Source organism: Saccharibacillus sp. WB 17 (assembly GCF_008634075.2).
In the GTDB taxonomy this organism is placed as follows: domain Bacteria; phylum Bacillota; class Bacilli; order Paenibacillales; family Paenibacillaceae; genus Saccharibacillus; species Saccharibacillus brassicae.
Genome location: NZ_VPFK02000004.1, coordinates 22233 through 43618, shown reverse-complemented (window position 1 = coordinate 43618; position 21386 = coordinate 22233). Strand labels below are relative to the sequence as shown.

The following is a 21386-nucleotide window of genomic DNA, read 5'->3' as shown; positions in this document are numbered from 1 at the left end:
CTTACAGAGCGGCGGCCGAACGCCGCCGGCGGAAGGGGAACGACAGCATGGAAGAAGAATTGATTGCCGGCAAGCACTCGGTCGCCGAGGCGCTCAGAGCCGGACGCAGCATCAACAAGATCTGGATCGCGGAGGGCACGCAGCAGAAGCAGATGCAGCCGATCCTGACGGAAGCGAAAAGCCGCGGCGTCGTCGTGCAGACCGCCGACAAGCGCAAGCTGGACACGCTCGTGCCGGGCATCCAGCACCAGGGCGTCGTCGCGCAGGCCGCGCCGTATATCTACGCGGAAGTGGAAGACCTGCTCGCCGCGGCGGCGGCCAAGGACGAAGATCCGTTCCTGCTTATTCTGGACGAGATCGAAGATCCGCATAACCTCGGTTCGATTCTGCGTACGGCCGACTGCACGGGCGTGCACGGCGTCATCATTCCGAAGCGTCGTTCGGCCCAGGTCAACGTCACGGTGTCCAAGACGAGTGCCGGCGCGGCGGAATACGTGCCGGTCGCGCGGGTGACGAATCTCGTGCAGACGATCGAGAAGCTCAAGGAGTCGGGCGTCTGGATCGCGGGCACCGACGTCCGGGCCGAAGGGGAGATCTACGACACGGACATCTTCAAAGGACCGCTCGCGATCGTGATCGGCAACGAAGGAGAAGGCATGGGCCGTCTTATTCGGGAGAAATGCGACGTGCTGATCAAGCTGCCGATGCAGGGCCGAATCAATTCGCTGAACGCTTCCGTTGCCGCAGGCGTCGTCATGTACGAAGTGCTGCGCCAGCGCGGCAGCAGAAAGTAGCGTGTAACGATGGCCGATTTGCGGGATGTGCTTCTGGTGGACGGCTACAACATGATCGGAGCCTGGCCCGACCTGGCTTCGCTGTCGCAAATCGACATGAATGAGGCGCGCGACCGCCTGCTCGAACGACTGGCCGATTATCAGGCTTTTACGGGGCGGCGCGTCATCGCCGTGTTCGACGCTTACCGGGTACCGGGCAAAGGCCGGACGTTCGAGCAGGGACGGGTCGAAGTGTATTTTACCCGGGAAAAGGAAACCGCGGACGAAGCGGTGGAACGCTTTGCCGGACAGTTTCGCAGAAAGCGGCGCGACGTGTACGTGGCCACGAGCGACTTCGTGGAGCAGAGCGTCGCGTTCGCGCAGGGCGCGCTGCGCATGCCGGCGCTCGAACTGCTCAGCGAAGTGGAGCAGAGCGAGCGCGAGATCGGCAAGCGCATTGCAGAGCAGGCGCAGAGCGAGAGCCGCAACACGATCGACGGCAAACTGACGCCGGAGCAGCTGCGGCTGTTCGAACGCTGGCGCCGCGAATAGGAATCGCGGCACGGCGCGGAAGGAAGCGTTTTTTTGCAAGCGGTGACGCAAAAAGGAATTTTCCGGTATCCGCGCCCACTTTTAGGTGCCGCGCGGTTGACGTTGCAAGGTGACATAATATATACTGAGGCTAACTTTTACGACAGGCTCGAAACTTGCGCCGCGGCCGGAGGGATTGCTGGTGAGTGTAGATCTCAAAGACGTCATAGTTTCACCTTACGATTTCCAATGCGACGAAGAAGTCGTGGAGGCGTTCCGTGCCGGAGATAGCGAGGCACTGGAATATCTGATTAACAAGTACCGTAATTTCGTGCGTGCAAAAGCCCGGTCTTATTTCCTGATCGGAGCCGACCGCGAGGACATTATCCAGGAAGGCATGATCGGCCTGTACAAAGCGGTTCGCGATTTTCGCGGCGACAGGCTGGCTTCTTTCAAGGCGTTCGCCGAGATCTGCATCACGCGGCAGATCATTACGGCGATCAAGACGGCGACCCGGCAGAAGCATATTCCGCTGAATTCGTACGTGTCGCTGGACAAGCCGATTTACGAAGAAGACTCGGACCGGACGCTGCTCGACGTCATCTGCGTATCCCAGGTGTGCGATCCGGAGGAACTGATCATCAATCGGGAAGACTTCAATGGACTGGAACACAAGATGGCCGAGATTTTGAGCGAGCTCGAACGGCAGGTGCTCATGCTGTACCTGGACGGGCGCTCCTATCAGGAGATCGCCGTCGACCTGCGGAGACACGTGAAGTCGATCGACAACGCGCTGCAGCGGGTCAAGCGCAAGCTGGAACGGTATTTGGAAATTCGGGATCAGGTATAAGGCGTTCGTTTGGGATCTACATAGGCAGCAAGGCGGCCCGGCAGCGGGCGAAAAGGGAAGGCTCCGCGATCGGAGCCTTTTTTGCGGGGATGAAAAGCATTGTCCTTTCAAGCTTTTTCGTTGACAGTATATACCGGCTATGCTAAAGTGTCTTAGGTAGGCCTAAAATCATGATTTTAGGCTCAATACGAGTTCTTCTTGATTGAAGGATATCTTCGGGAGGTGTACATCTATGCGGGTTATTATCACGTTGGCATGCACGCAGTGCAAGCAGCGCAATTATACAACGATGAAGAACAAACGTAATCACCCTGACCGCATGGAGATGAAGAAGTATTGCAAGTATTGTAACTCGCAAACTCCTCATCGTGAGACCAGATAGTTTGTTGGAGGTGTCGTCGGCGTGAAAAAGAGCTTCAAGTCTATGTTTTCCTTTTTCTCCGAAAGCTGGGCTGAACTTAAAAAGGTTCGCTGGCCCAATCGCAAAGAACTGACCAATTACACGCTTGTTGTTTTGGGCACGATTGTTGTGATGGCTGTATTCTTTTGGGTAATCGACATCGGACTCTCCTATGCGATTGAAGCGATAATTTAAGGAAGGGCCTGTAGGTGGCTTGATATGGAAAAAAGATGGTACGTCGTTCATACCTATTCCGGGTATGAGAACAAAGTCAAAGCCAATTTGGAAAAGCGCGTAGAATCGATGGGCATGGAAGACAAGATTTTCCGGGTTCTTGTTCCGATGGAAGAAGAAATAGTCGACAAAGACGGCAAGAAAAAAACCGTCATGCGTAAAGTCTATCCGGGTTATGTCTTGGTGGAAATGATCCAGACCGATGATTCTTGGTACGTTGTTCGCAACACGCCGGGCGTCACCGGGTTTGTAGGTTCGACGGGTTCCGGTTCCAAGCCGACAGCCCTGCTTCCGGAAGAGGTAGAACAAATTCTGAAGCACATGGGCATGTCCGAGCCGAAACCGAAGATCGAATTCGATCTGAAGGAATCCGTGCGCATCAAAGTGGGGCCTTTTGCGAACTTTGTCGGAACGGTGGAAGAAATTCTGCTGGAGAAGAGCAAGCTCAAGGTACACGTCAACATGTTCGGGCGGGAAACGCCGCTTGAATTGGATTACACGCAAGTCGAGAAGATTTAACTAAGCGCAAGGAGGTGTTTCTCAATGGCAAAGAAAGTCATTAAAATGGTGAAACTTCAAATTCCTGCAGGTAAAGCTAACCCGGCGCCTCCAGTAGGTCCAGCACTGGGTCAAGCAGGTGTGAACATCATGGCATTCTGTAAAGAATTCAATGCTCGCACAGCCGACCAGGCAGGTCTGATCATTCCGGTCGAGATCTCCGTATTTGAAGACCGTTCTTTCACTTTCATCACGAAAACTCCGCCGGCTGCAGTTCTGCTGCGTGTCGCTGCGAAGATCGAGAAGGGTTCGGGCGAACCGAACAAGAAGAAAGTGGCTACCGTTAACCGCGATACCGTTCGTCAAATCGCCGAACAAAAAATGCCTGACCTTAACGCAGCGAGCGTAGAGTCCGCTATGCGTATGGTTGAAGGTACAGCCCGCAGCATGGGCATCACGATCCAAGACTAGTTCTTGAACTATCGTTCCAAAGCCGAGCCCCAAGGCAGTGCGGCATATGTGGGAGGGTAACCCGCTAACACCACAAAGGAGGAATACACAATGGCTAAACACGGTAAAAAATACGTAGAAGCTGCTAAGCTGTTCGACAGCGAAACAGTTTACGAACCAGCCGAAGCTGTAAGTCTCGTAAAAAAGACGGCAACAGCTAAATTCGACGAAACTGTCGAAGCGGCAGTGCGTTTGGGCGTAGACCCACGTAAACAAGACCAAGCCGTTCGCGGCGTCGTTGTCCTGCCACACGGCACAGGCAAAACGCAGCGCGTATTGGTATTTGCAAAAGGCGATAAGGCGAAGGAAGCGGAAGCTGCCGGAGCTGACTTCGTAGGCGATCAGGACATGATCAACAAGATCCAACAAGGTTGGTTCGAGTTCGACGTCTGCGTAGCAACGCCTGACATGATGAGCGAAGTCGGTAAACTGGGTCGTCTGCTCGGTGGTAAAGGCCTCATGCCTAACCCTAAAGCAGGTACAGTTACTTTCGACGTTACCAAGGCTGTGCAAGAAATCAAAGCCGGTAAAATCGAATACCGTCTGGACAAAGCAGGCCAAATCCATGCACCGATCGGCAAAGCGTCGTTCAGTGAGGATCAGTTGAACGAGAACCTGAAAGCACTGATGGAGGCGCTCAACCGCGCTAAACCTGCTGCTGCCAAGGGCGTTTACCTGAGAGGCGTAGCGATGTCCGCAACGATGGGACCGAGCATTCGCGTTAACACAACTTCTTACAAATAAAAAAAGTGTTGACTCCGGTCGACATTTTCGATACATTGTAGAAGCTGTTTCATTCCGTTATCCGTAACGGTCTGGTAAATTTGAATATGCTTACCGTAGACAGTAGGTGCTTTCGGGCTTAATTTCCTACCGAGGTGTGTGATAGAATTTCAGCTCTGCTGATTCGTCAAGCCTTCGTACTTCTGCGGAGGCTTTTCTTATTGCATACGCCGCACGTTAAGTTTTACTTGAATGTGGCAAAAGTGGAGGCGACCGCATCGTCCGCTGCGGCGGTTCGGCGCTTCACTCCAATTCAACAGGAGGTGTACGATTTGGCTAACGCAAAACTGATTCAATCCAAACAAGAGTCGGTAGACGTAATCGCCGGTAAACTGCGCGAAAGCGTATCGACCGTGGTTGTCGACTATCGTGGTCTGAACGTTGCTCAAGTTACCGAGCTGCGTAAACAGCTTCGCGAAGCGGGCATCGAGTTTCAGGTTCTGAAAAACTCGCTGGTTCGCCGTGCGGCTGCGGCTGCCGAACTGAGCGAGCTCGAAGGAGTCCTTACAGGACCTACCGCGATCGCGTTCGGAACGGAAGACGTTGTGACTCCAGCCAAAATCCTGAACGACTTCGCGAAAACGAATGACGCTCTGGAACTTAAAGGTGGAGTTGTAGAAGGTCGCGTAGTAGGAGCCGAAGAACTCAAAGCTCTGGCTTCCCTGCCTTCCCGCGAAGGTTTGCTGTCCATGCTCCTCAGCGTGCTTCAAGCTCCGGTGCGCAACTTCGCACTGGCAGTCAAAGCCGTTGCGGACAAAGACGAACAGCAATCCGCTTAATAAGCTTTTTGCATCGCACAAGCTTCATCCCGTCTTACAATCGACAGCCTTAACCGGCTGATCCCACATACCCAAATGGAGGTTCACTCATGAGTAACGAGCAAATTCTTGAAGCCATCAAAGGCATGACTGTACTGGAACTGAACGACCTGGTTAAAGCAATCGAAGAAGAATTCGGCGTAACTGCAGCAGCTCCAGTAGCAGCAGCAGGCGGCGCAGCAGCTGTTGAAGCTGAGCAAACTGAATTCGACGTTATCCTGACAAGCGCTGGCGCTTCGAAGATCAACGTTATCAAAGCGGTTCGCGAAATCACGGGTCTCGGCCTGAAAGAAGCAAAAGAAGTTGTAGACAACGCTCCAAAAGCAATCAAAGAAAAAGTAACTAAAGAAGAAGCCGAAACAGTACAAGCTAAACTTGCTGAAGCAGGCGCTTCCGTAGAAGTTAAGTAATTTCTTTTTCAAACGAGCATTACACAGGGCAGACCCTCGAAGTTATCCTGCTTCGGGGGTCTGTTCTCGTATTTCATGCCAATCCCGAAACAAGCCGGCTTTGCTTCGTTTCTTTATTTCGGAATGGCAGGCAGATCTCCGATCAACGGCAAAGGGGTTGAAATTGTGTCGGATCATTATTATTCCAATCGTCCTTCCGCAGCGCATGACCGCAAAACGGTCGAAGTCGAACTGCGCGGGAAGAAAGTACGACTCGTGACGGATGCCGGTGTCTTTTCCAAAAGCGGTCTGGACTACGGAAGCCGCGTACTGATCGATGCCCTGGATTTTCCTGCGGGAGCTTCGGTGTTGGACGTAGGCTGCGGGTACGGTCCGATCGGGATCGCAGCAGGAATCATGGGCGCTTCAAGCATTACGATGCTGGACGTCAACGAAAGAGCAGTTGAACTCGCAGGCGAGAACGCCGCGGCCAACGGCATTGCACAGGCCAAAGCCATGCAGAGCGATCTGCTTGAAGCGGTATCGGAGCAGAGCTTCGACGTCATTATCAGCAATCCGCCGATTCGAGCCGGCAAAGAGACCGTGCACCGGTTGTTCGACCAGGCTTACGGATGTTTGAATCCGAACGGCGCGTTATGGATCGTCATTCAGAAAAAGCAGGGAGCTCCGTCGGCGAAAGCCAAACTGGACACTCTGTTCGACCGGGTGGAGGAAGTAACGAAAGACAAAGGTTATCGCATTTACAAAGCGGTCAAAGGAAGTTAAGCGAAGGTCGAACATTCTTTTGCGAAAAACGCGGAGAAGGGCTTGACCGGTCCCAAAGGCCGTGTTATAGTTATAAAATGTCAGTATAGAATGCCCTACGTGGCTTTAGCATATCAAAATTTCAAGCGGCTCCGCAAAACAGCAAAGAAGCGCGGTTTTGTTTGGGGCTTCCTATTTTGATAGGGCTTTGCGCGTACACCGGCATTTCTGAAGACATCGTGAAAGATATCCAGCGACGTTTCAATTCCAGCTTCGATTTATTTTGATCCGTTCATGCGACGCTCTTTTTTCGAATAAACTCGATAAGGGCTTTTCTGCATGTATGGGTCGCGGCTCTTTTGAATTCATTATACGTGATTCAAACTAAGGGTCGCAATGGAATTTTTAAACTCGGCATTTTTCATCCAAAAGTGCCTAAAGTTGAGTAGACATTGAGGGGTGAGTATAGTTGACGGGACATCTTGTTCAATATGGTCGACGCACTCGGCGGAGTTATTCGCGAATTCATGAGGTGCTCGAAGTTCCGAATCTGATCGAGATTCAGCAGAAATCTTACGAATGGTTTCTTGAGGAAGGCCTGCGGGAAATGTTTCATGACATTTCGCCGATCCAGGACTTCACCGGTAATCTCATTCTGGAATTTATCGATTACAGTCTTGGAGAACCGAAATACACGACAGACGATGCCAAAGAGCGTGACGTAACGTACGCGGCGCCGCTTCGTGTGAAAGTCCGCCTGATTAACAAAGAAACGGGCGAAGTCAAAGAGCAGGAAGTATTTATGGGCGACTTCCCGCTGATGACCGAAACCGGTACGTTTATCATAAACGGTGCGGAACGGGTTATTGTCAGTCAGTTGGTTCGCTCTCCAAGCGTCTACTTCAATAATAAAGTGGACAAAAACGGAAAGAAAACATACAGCGCGACTGTCATCCCGAACCGCGGCGCATGGCTCGAACTCGAGACCGATGCCAAAGACATCATCTACGTCCGGATCGACCGCACCCGGAAAATTCCGGTCACGGTACTGCTCCGTGCGCTCGGTTTCGGCAGCGATGCCGAAATTCTGGATCTGCTCGGCAACGACGAGTATATCCGCAACACCCTCGACAAAGACAACACGGACTCGACGGAGAAAGCCCTGATCGAGATCTACGAGCGTCTGCGTCCGGGCGAACCGCCTACGCTGGACAACGCGAGAAGCCTGCTGATCGCACGTTTCTTCGACCCGAAGAGATACGATCTGGCAAACGTTGGCCGCTACAAAATGAACAAGAAGCTTCATATCAAAAACCGCTTGTTCAATCAAAAACTGGCAGAAACGCTGATCGACACCGTAACGGGCGAGATCATCGCGGAAGCCGGACAGATGGTAGACCGTCGACTGCTTGACGAGATCCTGCCTTACCTGGAAAGCGAGCACAGCGTGAAGACGTATCATGTCGCGGGCGGGGTTCTCGACGCCAACGACATTCCGATGCAGTCTATCGAAGTGTTCTCGCCGATCGAAGACGGCAAAGTCGTTAAAGTCATTGCCAACGGTCTGATCGACAAAGGCGTCAAGAACATTACGCCGGCCGACATCATCGCTTCGATCAGCTACTTCATCGACCTGCTGCACGGTATCGGCGATACCGACGATATCGATCACCTCGGCAACCGCCGTCTGCGTTCCGTGGGCGAGCTGCTGCAGAACCAGTTCCGGATCGGTTTGTCCCGGATGGAACGCGTTGTGCGCGAACGGATGTCGATTCAGGACGCGAACGTGATCACGCCTCAGGCGCTGATCAACATACGTCCGGTCATCGCGTCGATCAAGGAGTTCTTCGGCAGTTCGCAGCTCTCCCAGTTCATGGACCAGACGAACCCTCTGGCCGAACTGACGCACAAACGCCGTCTGTCCGCTCTCGGACCCGGCGGTCTGACCCGCGAACGCGCGGGCTTCGAAGTTCGAGACGTTCACGCCAGCCACTACGGCCGGATGTGTCCGATCGAGACGCCGGAAGGACCGAACATCGGTCTGATCAACTCCTTGTCCACGTTCGCGCGGATCAACGAGTACGGCTTCATCGAAGCGCCTTACCGCCGCGTCGACCCGAAGACGAACAAAGTCACGGAAACGATCGATTACCTGACCGCAGACGAAGAAGACAACTACGTGGTTGCCCAGGCTAACGCCCAGCTGACCGAAGACGACTCCTTCGCCGACGATATGGTTATCGTCCGTTACAACAAACAGGCCGACAACATCCTGCCGATGCCGAGCGATCGCGTCGACTACATGGACGTTTCGCCGAAACAGGTCGTATCCGTCGCGACGGCGCTCATCCCGTTCCTTGAGAACGATGACTCCAACCGCGCACTGATGGGATCGAACATGCAGCGTCAGGCCGTTCCTCTGTTGATTCCGAAGGCACCGCTCGTCGGTACCGGCATGGAACACAAGTCGGCCAAAGATTCGGGCGTATGTATCGTAGCCAAGCACGACGGCTACATCGAACGTTCGACCGCCAGCGAGATTACGCTGCGCCGCGTTGAGAATGTGGACAGCCAGGAAGTCAAAGGCGACTTGGTCACTTATAAATTACACAAATTCATGCGTTCGAACCAAGGCACATGCATCAACCAGCGGCCGATCGTTCGTGCGGGTGACGTTGTACGCAAAGGCGATATCCTGGCGGACGGTCCTTCGACCGAAATGGGCGAATTGGCTCTGGGCCGCAACGTTGTCGTAGCCTTCATGACCTGGGAAGGTTACAACTACGAGGATGCCATCCTGCTGAGCGAGAAGCTCGTCAAGGAAGACGTATACACTTCGATCCATATCGAGGAATACGAATCCGACGCGCGCGACACGAAGCTCGGACCGGAAGAAATTACGCGCGACATCCCGAATGTCGGCGAAGAAGCGCTGAAGAACCTCGACGATCGCGGCATTATCCGCATCGGCGCGGAAATCGCTGCCGGCGATATCCTCGTGGGCAAAGTAACGCCGAAAGGCGTAACGGAGCTGACGGCGGAAGAACGCCTGCTGCACGCGATCTTCGGTGAAAAAGCACGCGAAGTGCGCGACACTTCCCTGAGAGTGCCTCACGGTACGGACGGTATTGTCGTGGACGTCAAAGTCTTTACCCGCGAAAACGGGGACGAGCTGCCTCCGGGCGTTAACCAGCTCGTACGCGTCTACATCGCGCAGAAACGTAAAATCTCCCAGGGCGACAAGATGGCGGGACGTCACGGTAACAAAGGTGTCGTATCGCGTATCATGCCTGAAGAAGATATGCCGTTCCTGCCGGACGGCACGCCGGTTCAGATCGTACTGAACCCGCTGGGCGTACCTTCGCGGATGAATATCGGACAGATTTTGGAAGTCCACCTGGGCATGGCCGCGCAGCGTCTCGGCATTCACGTAGCCACTCCGGTATTCGACGGAGCGAACGAATACGACGTATTCGATACGATGGAAGAAGCCGGCATGCAGCGCAACGGCAAGACGATCCTGTACGACGGCCGTACCGGCGAACGCTTCGAACGCGAAGTTACGGTTGGCGTCATGCACATGATCAAGCTGGCGCACATGGTCGACGACAAAATCCACGCCCGTTCCACGGGTCCTTACTCGCTCGTTACGCAGCAGCCTCTGGGCGGTAAAGCGCAGTTCGGCGGACAGCGTTTCGGGGAAATGGAAGTATGGGCACTGGAAGCCTACGGCGCGGCATACACGCTGCAGGAAATTCTGACGGTCAAGTCCGATGACGTGGTCGGCCGCGTGAAAACGTACGAATCCATCGTCAAGGGCGAGAACGTTCCGGAACCTGGCGTACCGGAAGCGTTCAAGGTTTTGATCAAGGAACTGCAGAGCTTGGGCATGGACGTCAAAATCCTTGGCGAAGACGAGCAGGAGATCGAAATGAAAGAACTGGACGACGAGGAAGAACCGACCGGCGGCGACAAACTGGGCCTCAATCTTGAAGGTTCGGAAGTCACCGCAGAACAATAATGTTTAAAAATCAGGAACCGGATATAGGGAGGGTTGCTCCTTGTTGGATGTAAACAACTTCGAGTTTATCAAGATCGGGCTCGCTTCGCCGGACAAGATTCGTTCTTGGTCCCGCGGCGAAGTGAAGAAGCCGGAAACGATCAACTATCGTACGCTCAAACCGGAGAAAGAAGGTCTTTTCTGCGAAAAGATCTTCGGACCGACCAAAGACTGGGAGTGCCATTGCGGCAAGTACAAACGGGTACGCTATAAAGGCGTCGTCTGCGATCGCTGCGGCGTTGAAGTTACCCGCGCGAAAGTACGCCGCGAGCGGATGGGCCATATCGAGCTCGCCGCTCCGGTTTCCCACATCTGGTACTTCAAAGGGATTCCGAGCCGTATGGGCCTGGCACTGGATATGTCGCCGCGCTCGCTCGAAGAAGTCATTTACTTCGCTTCGTATGTCGTCACCGATCCGGGCGAAACGCCGCTTGAAAGAAAGCAGCTCCTGTCCGAAAAGGAATACCGCAGCTACCGTGAAAAATACGGCTACGGATTCCATGCCGGCATGGGCGCCGAAGCGGTCAAAAAACTGCTTCAGGACATGGATGTCGACAAAGAGCTGGAGTTCCTCAAGGAGGAGCTCCGTACGACTCAGGGACAACGCAGAAGCCGTGCGATCAAACGTCTGGAAGTCATCGAAGCGTTCAAGAGCTCGGGTAACAACCCGGACTGGATGATCCTCGACGTGCTTCCGGTCATTCCGCCGGAACTTCGCCCGATGGTCCAATTGGACGGCGGCCGCTTCGCGACCTCCGACCTTAACGATCTGTACCGCCGCGTCATCAACCGGAACAACCGTCTGAAAAGACTGCTTGATCTGGGCGCTCCGGACATCATCGTACAGAACGAAAAGCGCATGCTGCAGGAAGCGGTAGACGCCCTGATCGACAACGGCCGTCGCGGCCGTCCGGTCACGGGCCCGGGTAACCGTCCGCTCAAATCCCTCAGCCATATGCTCAAAGGTAAACAAGGACGTTTCCGTCAGAACTTGCTCGGCAAACGGGTCGACTATTCCGGCCGTTCCGTTATCGTCGTAGGTCCTAACCTGAAGATGTACCAATGCGGTCTTCCGAAGGAAATGGCACTGGAGCTGTTCAAGCCTTTCGTCATGAAAGAGCTTGTCAACAAAGGTCTGGCCCACAACATCAAGAGCGCGAAGCGCAAAGTCGAACGCGTAAGCGCCGAAGTGTGGGACGTGCTTGAAGAAGTCATCAAGGAGCATCCGGTTCTGTTGAACCGTGCCCCTACGCTTCACCGTCTCGGTATCCAGGCATTCGAACCGATTTTGGTCGAAGGCAAAGCGATTCGCCTTCACCCGCTCGTATGTACGGCTTACAACGCCGACTTCGACGGCGATCAGATGGCCGTGCACGTTCCGCTGTCCGCGGAAGCGCAGGCCGAAGCCCGCATTCTTATGCTGGCGTCCGGTAACATCCTGAACCCGAAAGACGGCAAGCCGGTCGTTACCCCTTCGCAGGATATGGTCCTCGGAACGTATTACCTGACGATGGACAACAACCAGGCCATGGGCGCAGGCATGATTTTGCGTAACATCAACGAAGCGGTGTCCGCTTACCAGCGCGGCACGGCCGAACTCCACGCGCGCGTGGCGATTCCGGTCAAAGCTCTCAATAAAACAAGCTTCACCGACAAACAGCAGGGCGCGATGCTGATTACGACGATCGGCCGGATTATTTTCAACGAGATTTTCCCGGCAAGCTTCCCGTATATCAACGACGCTACCCGCGCGAACCTGTTCGACGGCGTGGCCGAAGACTTCTTCATCTATGAAAAAGGGGAGAACGTTACCGACCGCATCATGAACGCTCCGCAAACGAAGGGCATCGGCAAAGAGTATCTGGGCGAAATCATCGGACGCTGCTTCGAGGTCTACCAGACGACTCAAACTTCGATGATCCTCGACGAAATCAAACAGCTCGGTTTTACGTACTCAACTCGTTCGGGCGTAACCGTAGCCGTTTCCGACGTCGTCGTACCGCCGGAGAAAAAAGCGCTGATGGAAGAGTCGGACAAGAAAGTCGCGGTCATTACGAACCAGTACCGCCGTGGCCTGATTACCAACGAAGAACGGTACGACCGGGTTATCGAGATCTGGTCGCATGCCAAAGATCAAATCAGTGATATTCTGATGAAATCGATGGACCGTTACAATTCCATCATGCTCATGGTCGATTCCAAAGCCCGGGGCAACAAATCGCAGATCACCCAGCTGGGCGGCATGCGCGGCCTGATGGCCAACCCGTCGGGTCGGATCATCGAGCTCCCGATCAAGTCGAACTTCCGCGAAGGCCTTACGGTCCTCGAATACTTCCTGTCCACGCACGGCGCGCGTAAAGGTCTGGCCGATACCGCGCTTCGTACCGCCGACTCGGGTTACCTGACCCGTCGTCTGGTCGACGTGGCCCAGGACGTTATCGTACGCGAAGACGACTGCGGCACGGATAAAGGCTTCAGCGTAAGCCGTATCCAGGACGGCAAGGAAGTCATCGAAGACCTGTACGACCGGATCGAAGGTCGTTACTGCTTCGAGACGGTACGCCATCCGCAAACGAACGAAATCATCGCGACCCGCAACGAACTGATCACTTCCGACAAAGCGGAAGAAATCATCAAAGCGGGCGTGGAGAAACTGCAAATCCGTTCCGTACTGAGCTGCCGCGCGCGTCACGGCGTCTGCAAAAAGTGCTACGGACGGAACCTTGCTACGGGTAAACACGTCGAAATCGGCGAAGCGGTCGGCATCATCGCCGCTCAATCGATCGGCGAGCCGGGAACCCAGCTCACTATGCGTACGTTCCACACCGGCGGCGTTGCCGGCGACGACATCACGCAGGGTCTGCCGCGTATCCAGGAGCTGTTCGAGGCCCGTAACCCTAAAGGTCAGGCCACGATCAGTGAGATCGACGGCGTCGTGAAAGAGATCCGCGAAGCGAAAGACCGTCGCGAGATCGAAATTCAGGGCGAAGCCGAAAGCAAAACGTATCTGGTTACCTACGGTTCCCGTCTGCGCGTACGCGAAGGCATGGCCGTGGAAGCCGGAGACGAGCTGACGGACGGTTCGATCGACCCGAAAGAAATGCTGCGCATCAAAGGCATCCGCGGCGTGCAGAACTATATCCTTCAGGAAGTTCAGCGCGTATACCGGAACCAGGGCGTAGAAATCAACGACAAGCACGTCGAAGTCATGATTCGTCAGATGCTGCGCAAGATCCGCATCGTCGACGCAGGCGAAACGACGCTGCTGCCGGGATCGTTCGTGGAAATCCACGAGTACGAAAAGGCAAACAAAGAAGCAATGCTGAACGGCAAAGATCCGGCTGTAGCCAAACCGATCCTGCTCGGTATCACCAAAGCGTCCCTGGAGACCGATTCCTTCCTGTCGGCCGCATCGTTCCAGGAAACGACGAGAGTGCTTACCGACGCCGCGATCAAAGGCAAAGTCGATCAGCTGCTCGGCCTCAAAGAAAACGTATTGATCGGCAAGCTGATTCCTGCCGGTACCGGCATGAGCCGTTACCGTAACGTGCGTTTCGAAGATCCGGAAGGCGCAGCAAGCGGAGAAGCGAAGCTGGAGCCCGTTACGACCGAATAAGATCGTGCAGGGTCCGGAATCGGAGTGGAGGGAAAGAGCAATTTTTCCTGAAACTCCGTATTCTTTGCTTGACACAACGCGCTCCCAGGTGCTAATATAGCAAAGGTGCGTGAGCAGGTACTACTCATCCTGTCTTTTGGAGGATATGCCGAATGTCTAATGATAAAGGACTTCAGGATGCTCATGTCAAAATCGGTACCAAGCAGACTGTGCGAGCAGTCGAACTTGGGCAAGCTTCCGAAGTTTATGTAGCCATGGACGCAGACCAGCGGATGATCGCGAAGATCACATCGCTGTGCGGCAAGTCCGATGTGAAGATCACCGAGGTGGAGACGATGCGAGAGCTCGGAAAAGCCTGCGGAATCGAAGTCGGAGCGGCGATGGTTGCGATTCTGAAGTGAGAACGTTATAACTGTGTGAGGATGTTTTTGTTTCAGAAGCGTCAAGCGTCTGAGACAAAAACTTTCATTTGTTCTTTTATGAACCACCTGGGTCTGTGGACTTGAGGGGACGGTTCATAACAAGGATGTTTACCAATATGGGAAGGGGGTGGCAATGAAAATGCCAACAATTAACCAACTCGTCCGTAAAGGACGTCAAGCGAAAGTCGTGAAGTCGAAATCCCCAGCTCTGCAAAAGGGTTTCAACGCACTCAAACGTGAAGAAACGAACCTGAGCGCCCCGCAAAAACGCGGTGTCTGCACTCGTGTAGGTACAATGACTCCACGTAAACCAAACTCCGCGCTTCGTAAGTATGCCCGTGTTCGTCTGACGAACCGTATCGAGGTGACTGCTTACATTCCGGGTATTGGACACAACCTGCAAGAACACAGCGTCGTGCTGGTTCGCGGAGGTCGCGTAAAAGACTTGGCGGGTGTGCGTTACCATATCGTTCGCGGTGCTCTTGATACTGCAGGCGTAAACGGACGTATGCAAGCCCGTTCGAAATACGGCGCTAAGCGTCCAAAAGAAAAGAAAAACTAATTTGAGCGCCTAAGGGCGTTCAACTATCGGAGAAAGGGGGATATCCATGCCACGCAAAGGTCCCGTTACAAAAAGAGACGTACTGCCGGATCCGCTGTACAGCAGCAAACTGGTTACTCGTCTGATCAACCGCATTATGGTCGACGGTAAACGCGGTGTAGCTCAAAACATCCTTTATAACTCGTTCAAATTGATTCAAGAACGTACGGGCAACGACCCGATGGAAGTCTTTGAAGCTGCAATCAAGAACATCATGCCTGTTCTCGAAGTTAAAGCACGCCGTGTAGGCGGTGCAAACTACCAAGTGCCGATCGAAGTCAAGCCAGAAAGACGGACGGCTCTCGGTCTCCGTTGGCTCGTCAACTACTCCCGCAACCGCGGCGAGAAGACGATGGAAGAGCGTTTGGCGGCTGAAATCATCGATGCATCGAACAACACAGGCGCATCCGTGAAGAAACGCGAAGACACGCACAAAATGGCTGAAGCGAACAAAGCGTTTGCTCACTACCGCTGGTAGGATTTCGGCTTAGCACCCAAAACAGAATTTTGAAGGGAGAATCCCATTCATGGCAAGAGAGTTCTCCTTGAAAAATACACGTAATATCGGGATCATGGCGCATATTGACGCCGGTAAAACGACGACTACGGAACGGATTCTGTTCTACACGGGCATCACGCACAAAATCGGTGAAGTACACGATGGCGCCGCGACGATGGACTGGATGGAGCAGGAGCAGGAGCGCGGAATCACGATTACTTCCGCCGCTACGACCGCTCAATGGCACGGTTACCGCGTCAATATCATTGATACCCCGGGACACGTTGACTTCACGGTTGAAGTTGAACGTTCCCTTCGTGTATTGGACGGGGCAGTAGGCGTATTCAGCGCCAAAGAAGGTGTCGAGCCTCAGTCGGAAACCGTATGGAGACAAGCTGACCGGTATGGCGTTCCTCGGATCGCTTATGTCAACAAGATGGACATTATCGGCGCTGACTTCCTGAACGTTGTCAAAGATATGGGCGAGCGTCTCCAAGCCAATGCGGTAGCGATCCAGCTGCCAATCGGCGCGGAAAACGACTTCACCGGCATCATTGACCTCGTTGAGCAAAAAGCTCACATGTATAAAGACGATCTCGGTCAGAACATCGAAGTTGTCGACATCCCGGAAGAATATCTGGGCCAAGTCGAAGAACTTCGTGCTCTCCTGATCGAGAAAGTCTCGGAACTGGACGAAGATTTGACAATGAAATACCTGGAAGGCGAAGAAATCTCGGTTGACGAGATCAAAGCCGCTCTGCGTAAAGGCGTTGTCGATGTTAAGATTTTCCCGGTTATCTGCGGATCTTCTTACAAAAACAAAGGCATTCAGCTTATGCTGGACGCTGTTGTCGATTATCTTCCAGCTCCAATCGATGTACCTGCGATCCAAGGTACGCTTGAAGACGGTACAGAAGCGATTCGTCATTCTTCGGATGAAGAGCCGTTCTCCGCACTCGCTTTCAAGATCATGACGGACCCTTACGTGGGTAAACTTACGTTCTTCCGTGTATACTCCGGTACGCTTCAATCCGGTTCGTATGTACTGAATGCATCGAAAGGCAAACGTGAGCGGATCGGTCGTATCCTGCAAATGCACGCCAACAGCCGTCAAGAAATCAGCGTAGTATTCTCCGGTGATATCGCGGCAGCCGTTGGTTTGAAAGATACGGGTACAGGTGATACACTGTGTGATGAGAAGAACCCGGTCATTCTCGAGTCGATGAACTTCCCGGATCCCGTTATCGAGATCGCCGTGGAACCGAAAACCAAAGCCGACCAAGATAAATTGGGCGTCGCTCTTGGTAAATTGACAGAAGAAGATCCGACCCTTCGTGCCCACACGGACGAAGAAACCGGCCAGACGATTCTGGCAGGTATGGGCGAACTCCACCTGGATATCATCATCGACCGGATGCGTCGGGAGTTTAAGGTAGAGACCAACGTGGGTAAACCACAGGTTGCTTACCGTGAAACTTTCCGTGAAGCAGCCCGCGTAGAAGGCAAGTTCGTTCGTCAATCCGGCGGCCGTGGTCAATACGGTCACGTATGGGTTGAATTCGAACCGCTGGAGCCGGGTACAGGCAGCCAATTCGAAAGCAAAGTAGTCGGCGGTTCGGTTCCTCGCGAATACGTACAGCCTGCACTTGCGGGTATCGAAGAACAGATGAAGAGCGGCGTTATCGCGGGCTTCCCGCTGGTAGACGTTAAAGCGACAATCGTCGACGGCTCTTATCACGATGTCGATTCCAACGAAATGGCGTTCAAAATCGCCGGTTCGATGGCACTCAAAGCAGCGAAGGAAAAGTGTAAGCCTGTCCTGCTTGAGCCAATCATGAAAGTCGAAGTAACGGTTCCCGAGGAGTATATGGGCGACGTTATGGGTATGCTGAGTTCCCGCCGCGGCCGTATCGAAGGTATGGATTCCCGCAGTGGCGCTCAAATCATCCGTGCGAAGGTACCTCTCTCCGAAATGTTCGGTTACTCGACGACTCTGCGCTCCGGTACGCAAGGACGCGGTGTATTCTCGATGGAACTTTCTCACTATGAAGAAGTGCCTAAGACAATCGCCGAAGAAATCGTATCTAAGAACAAAGCAGGGGAGTAATCCTCGTTTTCACCGCCGGTCGACGGATGCTTTCGGGCTTCCGTTTTCCGGATTGAGCTTAACCCAAATAATCTTTCTACATTAAGGAGGAACTGTTTCAAATGGCAAAAGCTAAATTTGAACGTAACAAGCCGCACGTCAATATCGGTACTATTGGTCACGTCGACCATGGTAAAACGACTCTGACTGCCGCAATCACGACTGTACTCTCCAAAACCTATGGTGGTGCCGCTGTAGCCTTCGACCAAATCGACAAGGCTCCGGAAGAAAGAGAACGTGGTATCACGATCTCGACAGCTCACGTAGAATATGAGACTCCTGCTCGTCACTACGCACACGTAGACTGCCCAGGACACGCCGACTATGTTAAAAACATGATCACCGGCGCTGCCCAAATGGACGGAGCGATCCTGGTTGTATCCGCAGCTGACGGCCCTATGCCGCAAACTCGCGAACACATCCTTCTCTCCCGTCAAGTAGGCGTTCCTTACATCGTCGTATTCCTCAACAAATGCGACATGGTTGAAGACGAAGAGCTGTTGGAACTGGTTGAAATGGAAGTACGTGACCTGCTGAGCGAATATGACTTCCCAGGCGACGACACTCCAATCATCCAAGGTTCCGCTCGTGAAGCGCTGCAAAACCCTGATGGCGAATGGGCTCAGAAGATCGTTGAAATGTTCAACATCATCGACGAGTACATCCCGACTCCAGAGCGCGACACTGAGAAGCCTTTCCTGATGCCAGTCGAGGACGTGTTCTCGATCACTGGCCGTGGTACGGTAGCAACAGGCCGTATCGAACGCGGTACAGTTAAGATCGGCGACGAAATCGAAATCGTTGGTATTGCTGAAGAATCCAAAAAATCGGTTGTTACGGGCGTAGAAATGTTCCGTAAACTGATGGATTCCGCTCAAGCCGGCGACAACATCGGCGCCCTGCTGCGCGGTGTTGACCGTCAGCAAATCGAGCGTGGACAAGTACTGTCGAAGCCGGGTTCGGTTAAGCCGCACACGGAATTCACAGCTCAAATCTACGTTCTGACCAAAGAAGAAGGTGGCCGTCACAAGCCTTTCTTCACTGGATACCGTCCTCAGTTCTACTTCCGTACAACTGACGTAACGGGCATCATCAACCTGCCAGAAGGCACGGAAATGGTAATGCCGGGCGACAACATCACGGTTACCGTTTCGCTGATCGCTCCAATCGCTATCGAAGAAGGAACTAAGTTCTCCATTCGTGAAGGCGGACGTACAGTGGGCGCCGGTGCCGTAGCATCGATCCAAAAATAAGACGGTTCTTAACCGTTTATAGAGCAACAGTGTACTGGAACGAGTAACGATGTATTGTAAAGGAAAGCGCGAAGGCGGGGCCATTATCCCGGTGTCGGGATGGGGCCTCGCTTTCTTTTTGTGTAATTTCGAAAAAGTATTGCATTGTTGCGACTTATTCTATATAATAATGAATGTTGTTCTGCGACGTTGCGATGATGCGAGAGGTTACCGACACACCCGGCTCCTTTGCCATAGTGATGTGAGCGGAAAATTTTCGCGGAGTATGTCCGATACCAAATTGGGCGATAGAAGGAGGGACTATTAATGGCTAAGCAAAAAATTCGTATTCGCTTGAAAGCATACGACCATCGGATTCTTGATCAATCCGCTGAGAAGATCGTTGAAACGGCAAAACGTTCCGGTGCAGGTGTTTCCGGGCCGATTCCACTGCCAACTGAAAAACAAATCATCACCGTTCTCCGTGCGGTACACAAGTACAAGGACTCGCGCGAGCAATTCGAGCAGCGTACACACAAACGCTTGATCGATATTGTGAACCCAACTCCACAGACCGTGGACGCGCTGATGCGCCTGGACTTGCCGTCCGGTGTAGATATCGAAATCAAACTGTAAGACTCCTGAATAAGGACATAAATGAAAAGAGGTGTCAACATGAAAGGTATCTTAGGGAAAAAACTGGGCATGACCCAAGTGTTCACCGCTGAAGGTAACGTCGTTCCGGTAACGGTTATCGAAGCAGGCCCTTGCGTGGTTCTGCAGAAGAAAGACCTGGAAAATGACGGTTACGAAGCGGTACAAATCGGTTTTATGGACAAAAAGTCTAGCCGTTCCAATAAACCCGAGGCAGGTCACGCCAAAAAGGCTGACACTGCACCTAAGCGCTACATTCGCGAACTTCGCGGTGTTGACCTCGGAACTTACGAGGTTGGACAAGTGCTTAAAGCGGACGTATTCGCAGAAGGCGAATTCGTTGACGTAAGCGGCGTATCCAAAGGTAAAGGTTTTGCCGGCGTTATCAAACGTTGGGGACAAAGCCGCGGACCAATGGCGCACGGCTCGCGTTACCACCGCAGACCGGGTTCGATGGGTTCCATCCAGGCTAACCGTGTACCGAAAGGTAAACGCCTGCCAGGACACATGGGCCACGACTCGATCACTGTTCAAAACCTCGAAATCGTAAGAGTCGATACGGAACGCAATGTACTGCTGGTTAAAGGCTCCATTCCGGGTCCTAAAAACGGCTTCGTACGGGTTCGCGGATCGATCAAGAAATAATAAACCTTTAGAAGAAAGGAGGAACATGAAATGCCTAAAGTAGCAGTTTTCAATATCGAAGGCAGCCAGGTTGGAGAAATCGAACTGAGCGACTCGGTATTCGGTATCAATCCTAACGGACACGTGCTTCACCAGGCAGTCGTGATGCAACAAGCATCGCTTCGCTCGGGTACGCACAAAGTAAAAGGACGCTCGGAAGTTCGTGGCGGCGGTCGTAAACCTTGGAAACAAAAAGGTACGGGACGCGCTCGTCAAGGCTCCATTCGTTCGCCACAATGGAGAGGCGGCGGTATCGTCTTCGGACCAACTCCGCGCAGCTATTCCTTCAAACTGCCTAAAAAAGTTCGTCGTCTGGCGATCAAATCGGCACTGTCTTCGAAAGTTATCGCAAACGAGATCATCGTTCTGGATACACTGAACCTGAGCTCGCCGAAGACAAAAGAATTCGCGGGAATCCTGAGCAAATTGAACGTAGACCGTAAAGCCCTCGTAGTGGCTCCGGAATACGACAACAACGTAGCTCTTTCCGCTCGTAACATCCCGGGCGTCAAATTCGTCCAGGCTGATGGCATCAATGTTCTCGACGTGCTCGTGTATGATAAGCTTATCATCACGAAGGACGCAGTTCATAAGGTAGAGGAGGTATTCGCATGATGAAAGATCCTCGTGACCTTATCAAACGTCCGATCATTACGGAACGTACTGCCGAAGCGATGAGTCAGTCCAAGTACGTCTTCGAAGTACAAATGAGCGCCAACAAAACGGAAGTTAAAAAGGCAGTAGAATCGATCTTCGGCGTGAAAGTGGCTAAAGTCAATGTTCTGCGCGTGCCGGCTAAGCCGAAACGCTACGGCCGTCATTCCGGTTATACGAGCGAATGGAAAAAAGCGATCGTGACGCTGACTCCAGATAGCAAATCGCTCGAATTCTTTGAATCTGCAGAGTAAGGAGGGAAACTAA

Annotated in this window: 22 protein-coding genes and 1 other annotated feature; all 22 genes read left to right on the top strand. The window is 53.2% G+C overall.

Annotation, left to right across the window (positions count from 1 at the left end):
* Positions 1-47 precede the first annotated feature (47 nt).
* The 22 genes from rlmB to rplW all read left to right on the top strand — a co-directional run bounded on the left by rlmB (position 48) and on the right by rplW (position 21373).
* Complete coding sequence (rlmB, locus tag FTE24_RS01475; protein ID WP_141447304.1) at positions 48-794, top strand: 23S rRNA (guanosine(2251)-2'-O)-methyltransferase RlmB; 747 nt, start codon at positions 48-50, stop codon at positions 792-794.
* Between the two features lie 9 nt (positions 795-803).
* Positions 804-1325 (top strand): NYN domain-containing protein, encoded by a 522-nt coding sequence (locus tag FTE24_RS01470; RefSeq protein WP_150235484.1) that lies wholly within the window; start codon positions 804-806, stop codon positions 1323-1325.
* 181 nt (positions 1326-1506) lie between these two features.
* Entirely contained in the window at positions 1507-2154 is a 648-nt protein-coding gene (gene sigH, locus FTE24_RS01465) for an RNA polymerase sporulation sigma factor SigH (protein WP_141447302.1), read from the top strand.
* A gap of 232 nt (positions 2155-2386) precedes the next feature.
* A complete protein-coding gene (gene rpmG / locus FTE24_RS01460; RefSeq protein ID WP_087801972.1) occupies positions 2387-2536 on the top strand; it encodes a 50S ribosomal protein L33 in 150 nt (49 codons plus the stop codon).
* A gap of 21 nt (positions 2537-2557) precedes the next feature.
* On the top strand, positions 2558-2749 hold the full coding sequence (gene secE, locus FTE24_RS01455) for a preprotein translocase subunit SecE (protein WP_026293958.1): 192 nt from the start codon (positions 2558-2560) through the stop codon (positions 2747-2749).
* Positions 2750-2773: 24 nt separating this feature from the next.
* On the top strand, positions 2774-3307 hold the full coding sequence (gene nusG, locus FTE24_RS01450) for a transcription termination/antitermination protein NusG (RefSeq protein ID WP_141447301.1): 534 nt from the start codon (positions 2774-2776) through the stop codon (positions 3305-3307).
* Positions 3308-3331: 24 nt separating this feature from the next.
* A complete protein-coding gene (gene rplK, locus FTE24_RS01445) occupies positions 3332-3757 on the top strand; it encodes a 50S ribosomal protein L11 (protein ID WP_018978381.1) in 426 nt (141 codons plus the stop codon).
* Positions 3758-3847: 90 nt separating this feature from the next.
* Positions 3848-4540, top strand: a complete 693-nt coding sequence (gene rplA / locus FTE24_RS01440; protein ID WP_141447300.1) for a 50S ribosomal protein L1 — start codon at positions 3848-3850, stop codon at positions 4538-4540.
* 75 nt (positions 4541-4615) lie between these two features.
* Positions 4616-4747 (top strand) — a sequence feature (ribosomal protein L10 leader region).
* A gap of 104 nt (positions 4748-4851) precedes the next feature.
* Positions 4852-5358 carry a 50S ribosomal protein L10 gene (gene rplJ / locus FTE24_RS01435; protein WP_141447299.1) on the top strand — a complete coding sequence of 169 codons (507 nt, stop codon included), beginning with the start codon at positions 4852-4854 and terminating at the stop codon, positions 5356-5358.
* 89 nt (positions 5359-5447) lie between these two features.
* Positions 5448-5807 carry a 50S ribosomal protein L7/L12 gene (gene rplL / locus FTE24_RS01430; RefSeq protein ID WP_150235482.1) on the top strand — a complete coding sequence of 120 codons (360 nt, stop codon included), beginning with the start codon at positions 5448-5450 and terminating at the stop codon, positions 5805-5807.
* A 165-nt stretch (positions 5808-5972) separates the two neighbouring features.
* On the top strand, positions 5973-6572 hold the full coding sequence (locus FTE24_RS01425; RefSeq protein WP_337190000.1) for a class I SAM-dependent methyltransferase: 600 nt from the start codon (positions 5973-5975) through the stop codon (positions 6570-6572).
* A 448-nt stretch (positions 6573-7020) separates the two neighbouring features.
* Positions 7021-10572: a DNA-directed RNA polymerase subunit beta gene (rpoB, locus tag FTE24_RS01420; protein ID WP_150235481.1), complete on the top strand. Its 3552-nt coding sequence runs from the start codon at positions 7021-7023 to the stop codon at positions 10570-10572.
* 40 nt (positions 10573-10612) lie between these two features.
* Entirely contained in the window at positions 10613-14227 is a 3615-nt protein-coding gene (gene rpoC / locus FTE24_RS01415; protein WP_150235479.1) for a DNA-directed RNA polymerase subunit beta', read from the top strand.
* 152 nt (positions 14228-14379) lie between these two features.
* Positions 14380-14628 carry a ribosomal L7Ae/L30e/S12e/Gadd45 family protein gene (locus FTE24_RS01410; RefSeq protein ID WP_141447294.1) on the top strand — a complete coding sequence of 83 codons (249 nt, stop codon included), beginning with the start codon at positions 14380-14382 and terminating at the stop codon, positions 14626-14628.
* A gap of 160 nt (positions 14629-14788) precedes the next feature.
* Positions 14789-15211: a 30S ribosomal protein S12 gene (gene rpsL, locus FTE24_RS01405; protein WP_026293957.1), complete on the top strand. Its 423-nt coding sequence runs from the start codon at positions 14789-14791 to the stop codon at positions 15209-15211.
* Positions 15212-15257: 46 nt separating this feature from the next.
* Positions 15258-15728 (top strand): 30S ribosomal protein S7, encoded by a 471-nt coding sequence (gene rpsG, locus FTE24_RS01400; protein ID WP_141447293.1) that lies wholly within the window; start codon positions 15258-15260, stop codon positions 15726-15728.
* Positions 15729-15777: 49 nt separating this feature from the next.
* Positions 15778-17856, top strand: a complete 2079-nt coding sequence (fusA, locus tag FTE24_RS01395) for an elongation factor G (protein WP_150235478.1) — start codon at positions 15778-15780, stop codon at positions 17854-17856.
* A 101-nt stretch (positions 17857-17957) separates the two neighbouring features.
* Positions 17958-19148 (top strand): elongation factor Tu, encoded by a 1191-nt coding sequence (gene tuf, locus FTE24_RS01390; protein WP_141447291.1) that lies wholly within the window; start codon positions 17958-17960, stop codon positions 19146-19148.
* Positions 19149-19454: 306 nt separating this feature from the next.
* The gene (rpsJ, locus tag FTE24_RS01385; RefSeq protein WP_028609655.1) at positions 19455-19763 is read left to right on the top strand and encodes a 30S ribosomal protein S10; all 309 of its coding nucleotides are present in this window, start codon (positions 19455-19457) and stop codon (positions 19761-19763) included.
* Positions 19764-19802: 39 nt separating this feature from the next.
* On the top strand, positions 19803-20426 hold the full coding sequence (gene rplC / locus FTE24_RS01380; RefSeq protein ID WP_141447290.1) for a 50S ribosomal protein L3: 624 nt from the start codon (positions 19803-19805) through the stop codon (positions 20424-20426).
* A gap of 30 nt (positions 20427-20456) precedes the next feature.
* Positions 20457-21080 (top strand): 50S ribosomal protein L4, encoded by a 624-nt coding sequence (gene rplD, locus FTE24_RS01375; RefSeq protein ID WP_141447289.1) that lies wholly within the window; start codon positions 20457-20459, stop codon positions 21078-21080.
* Positions 21080-21373 (top strand): 50S ribosomal protein L23, encoded by a 294-nt coding sequence (gene rplW / locus FTE24_RS01370; protein ID WP_141450384.1) that lies wholly within the window; start codon positions 21080-21082, stop codon positions 21371-21373. The genes rplD and rplW overlap by 1 nt, the downstream gene beginning before the upstream one ends.
* The last annotated feature ends 13 nt before the right edge of the window (positions 21374-21386 follow it).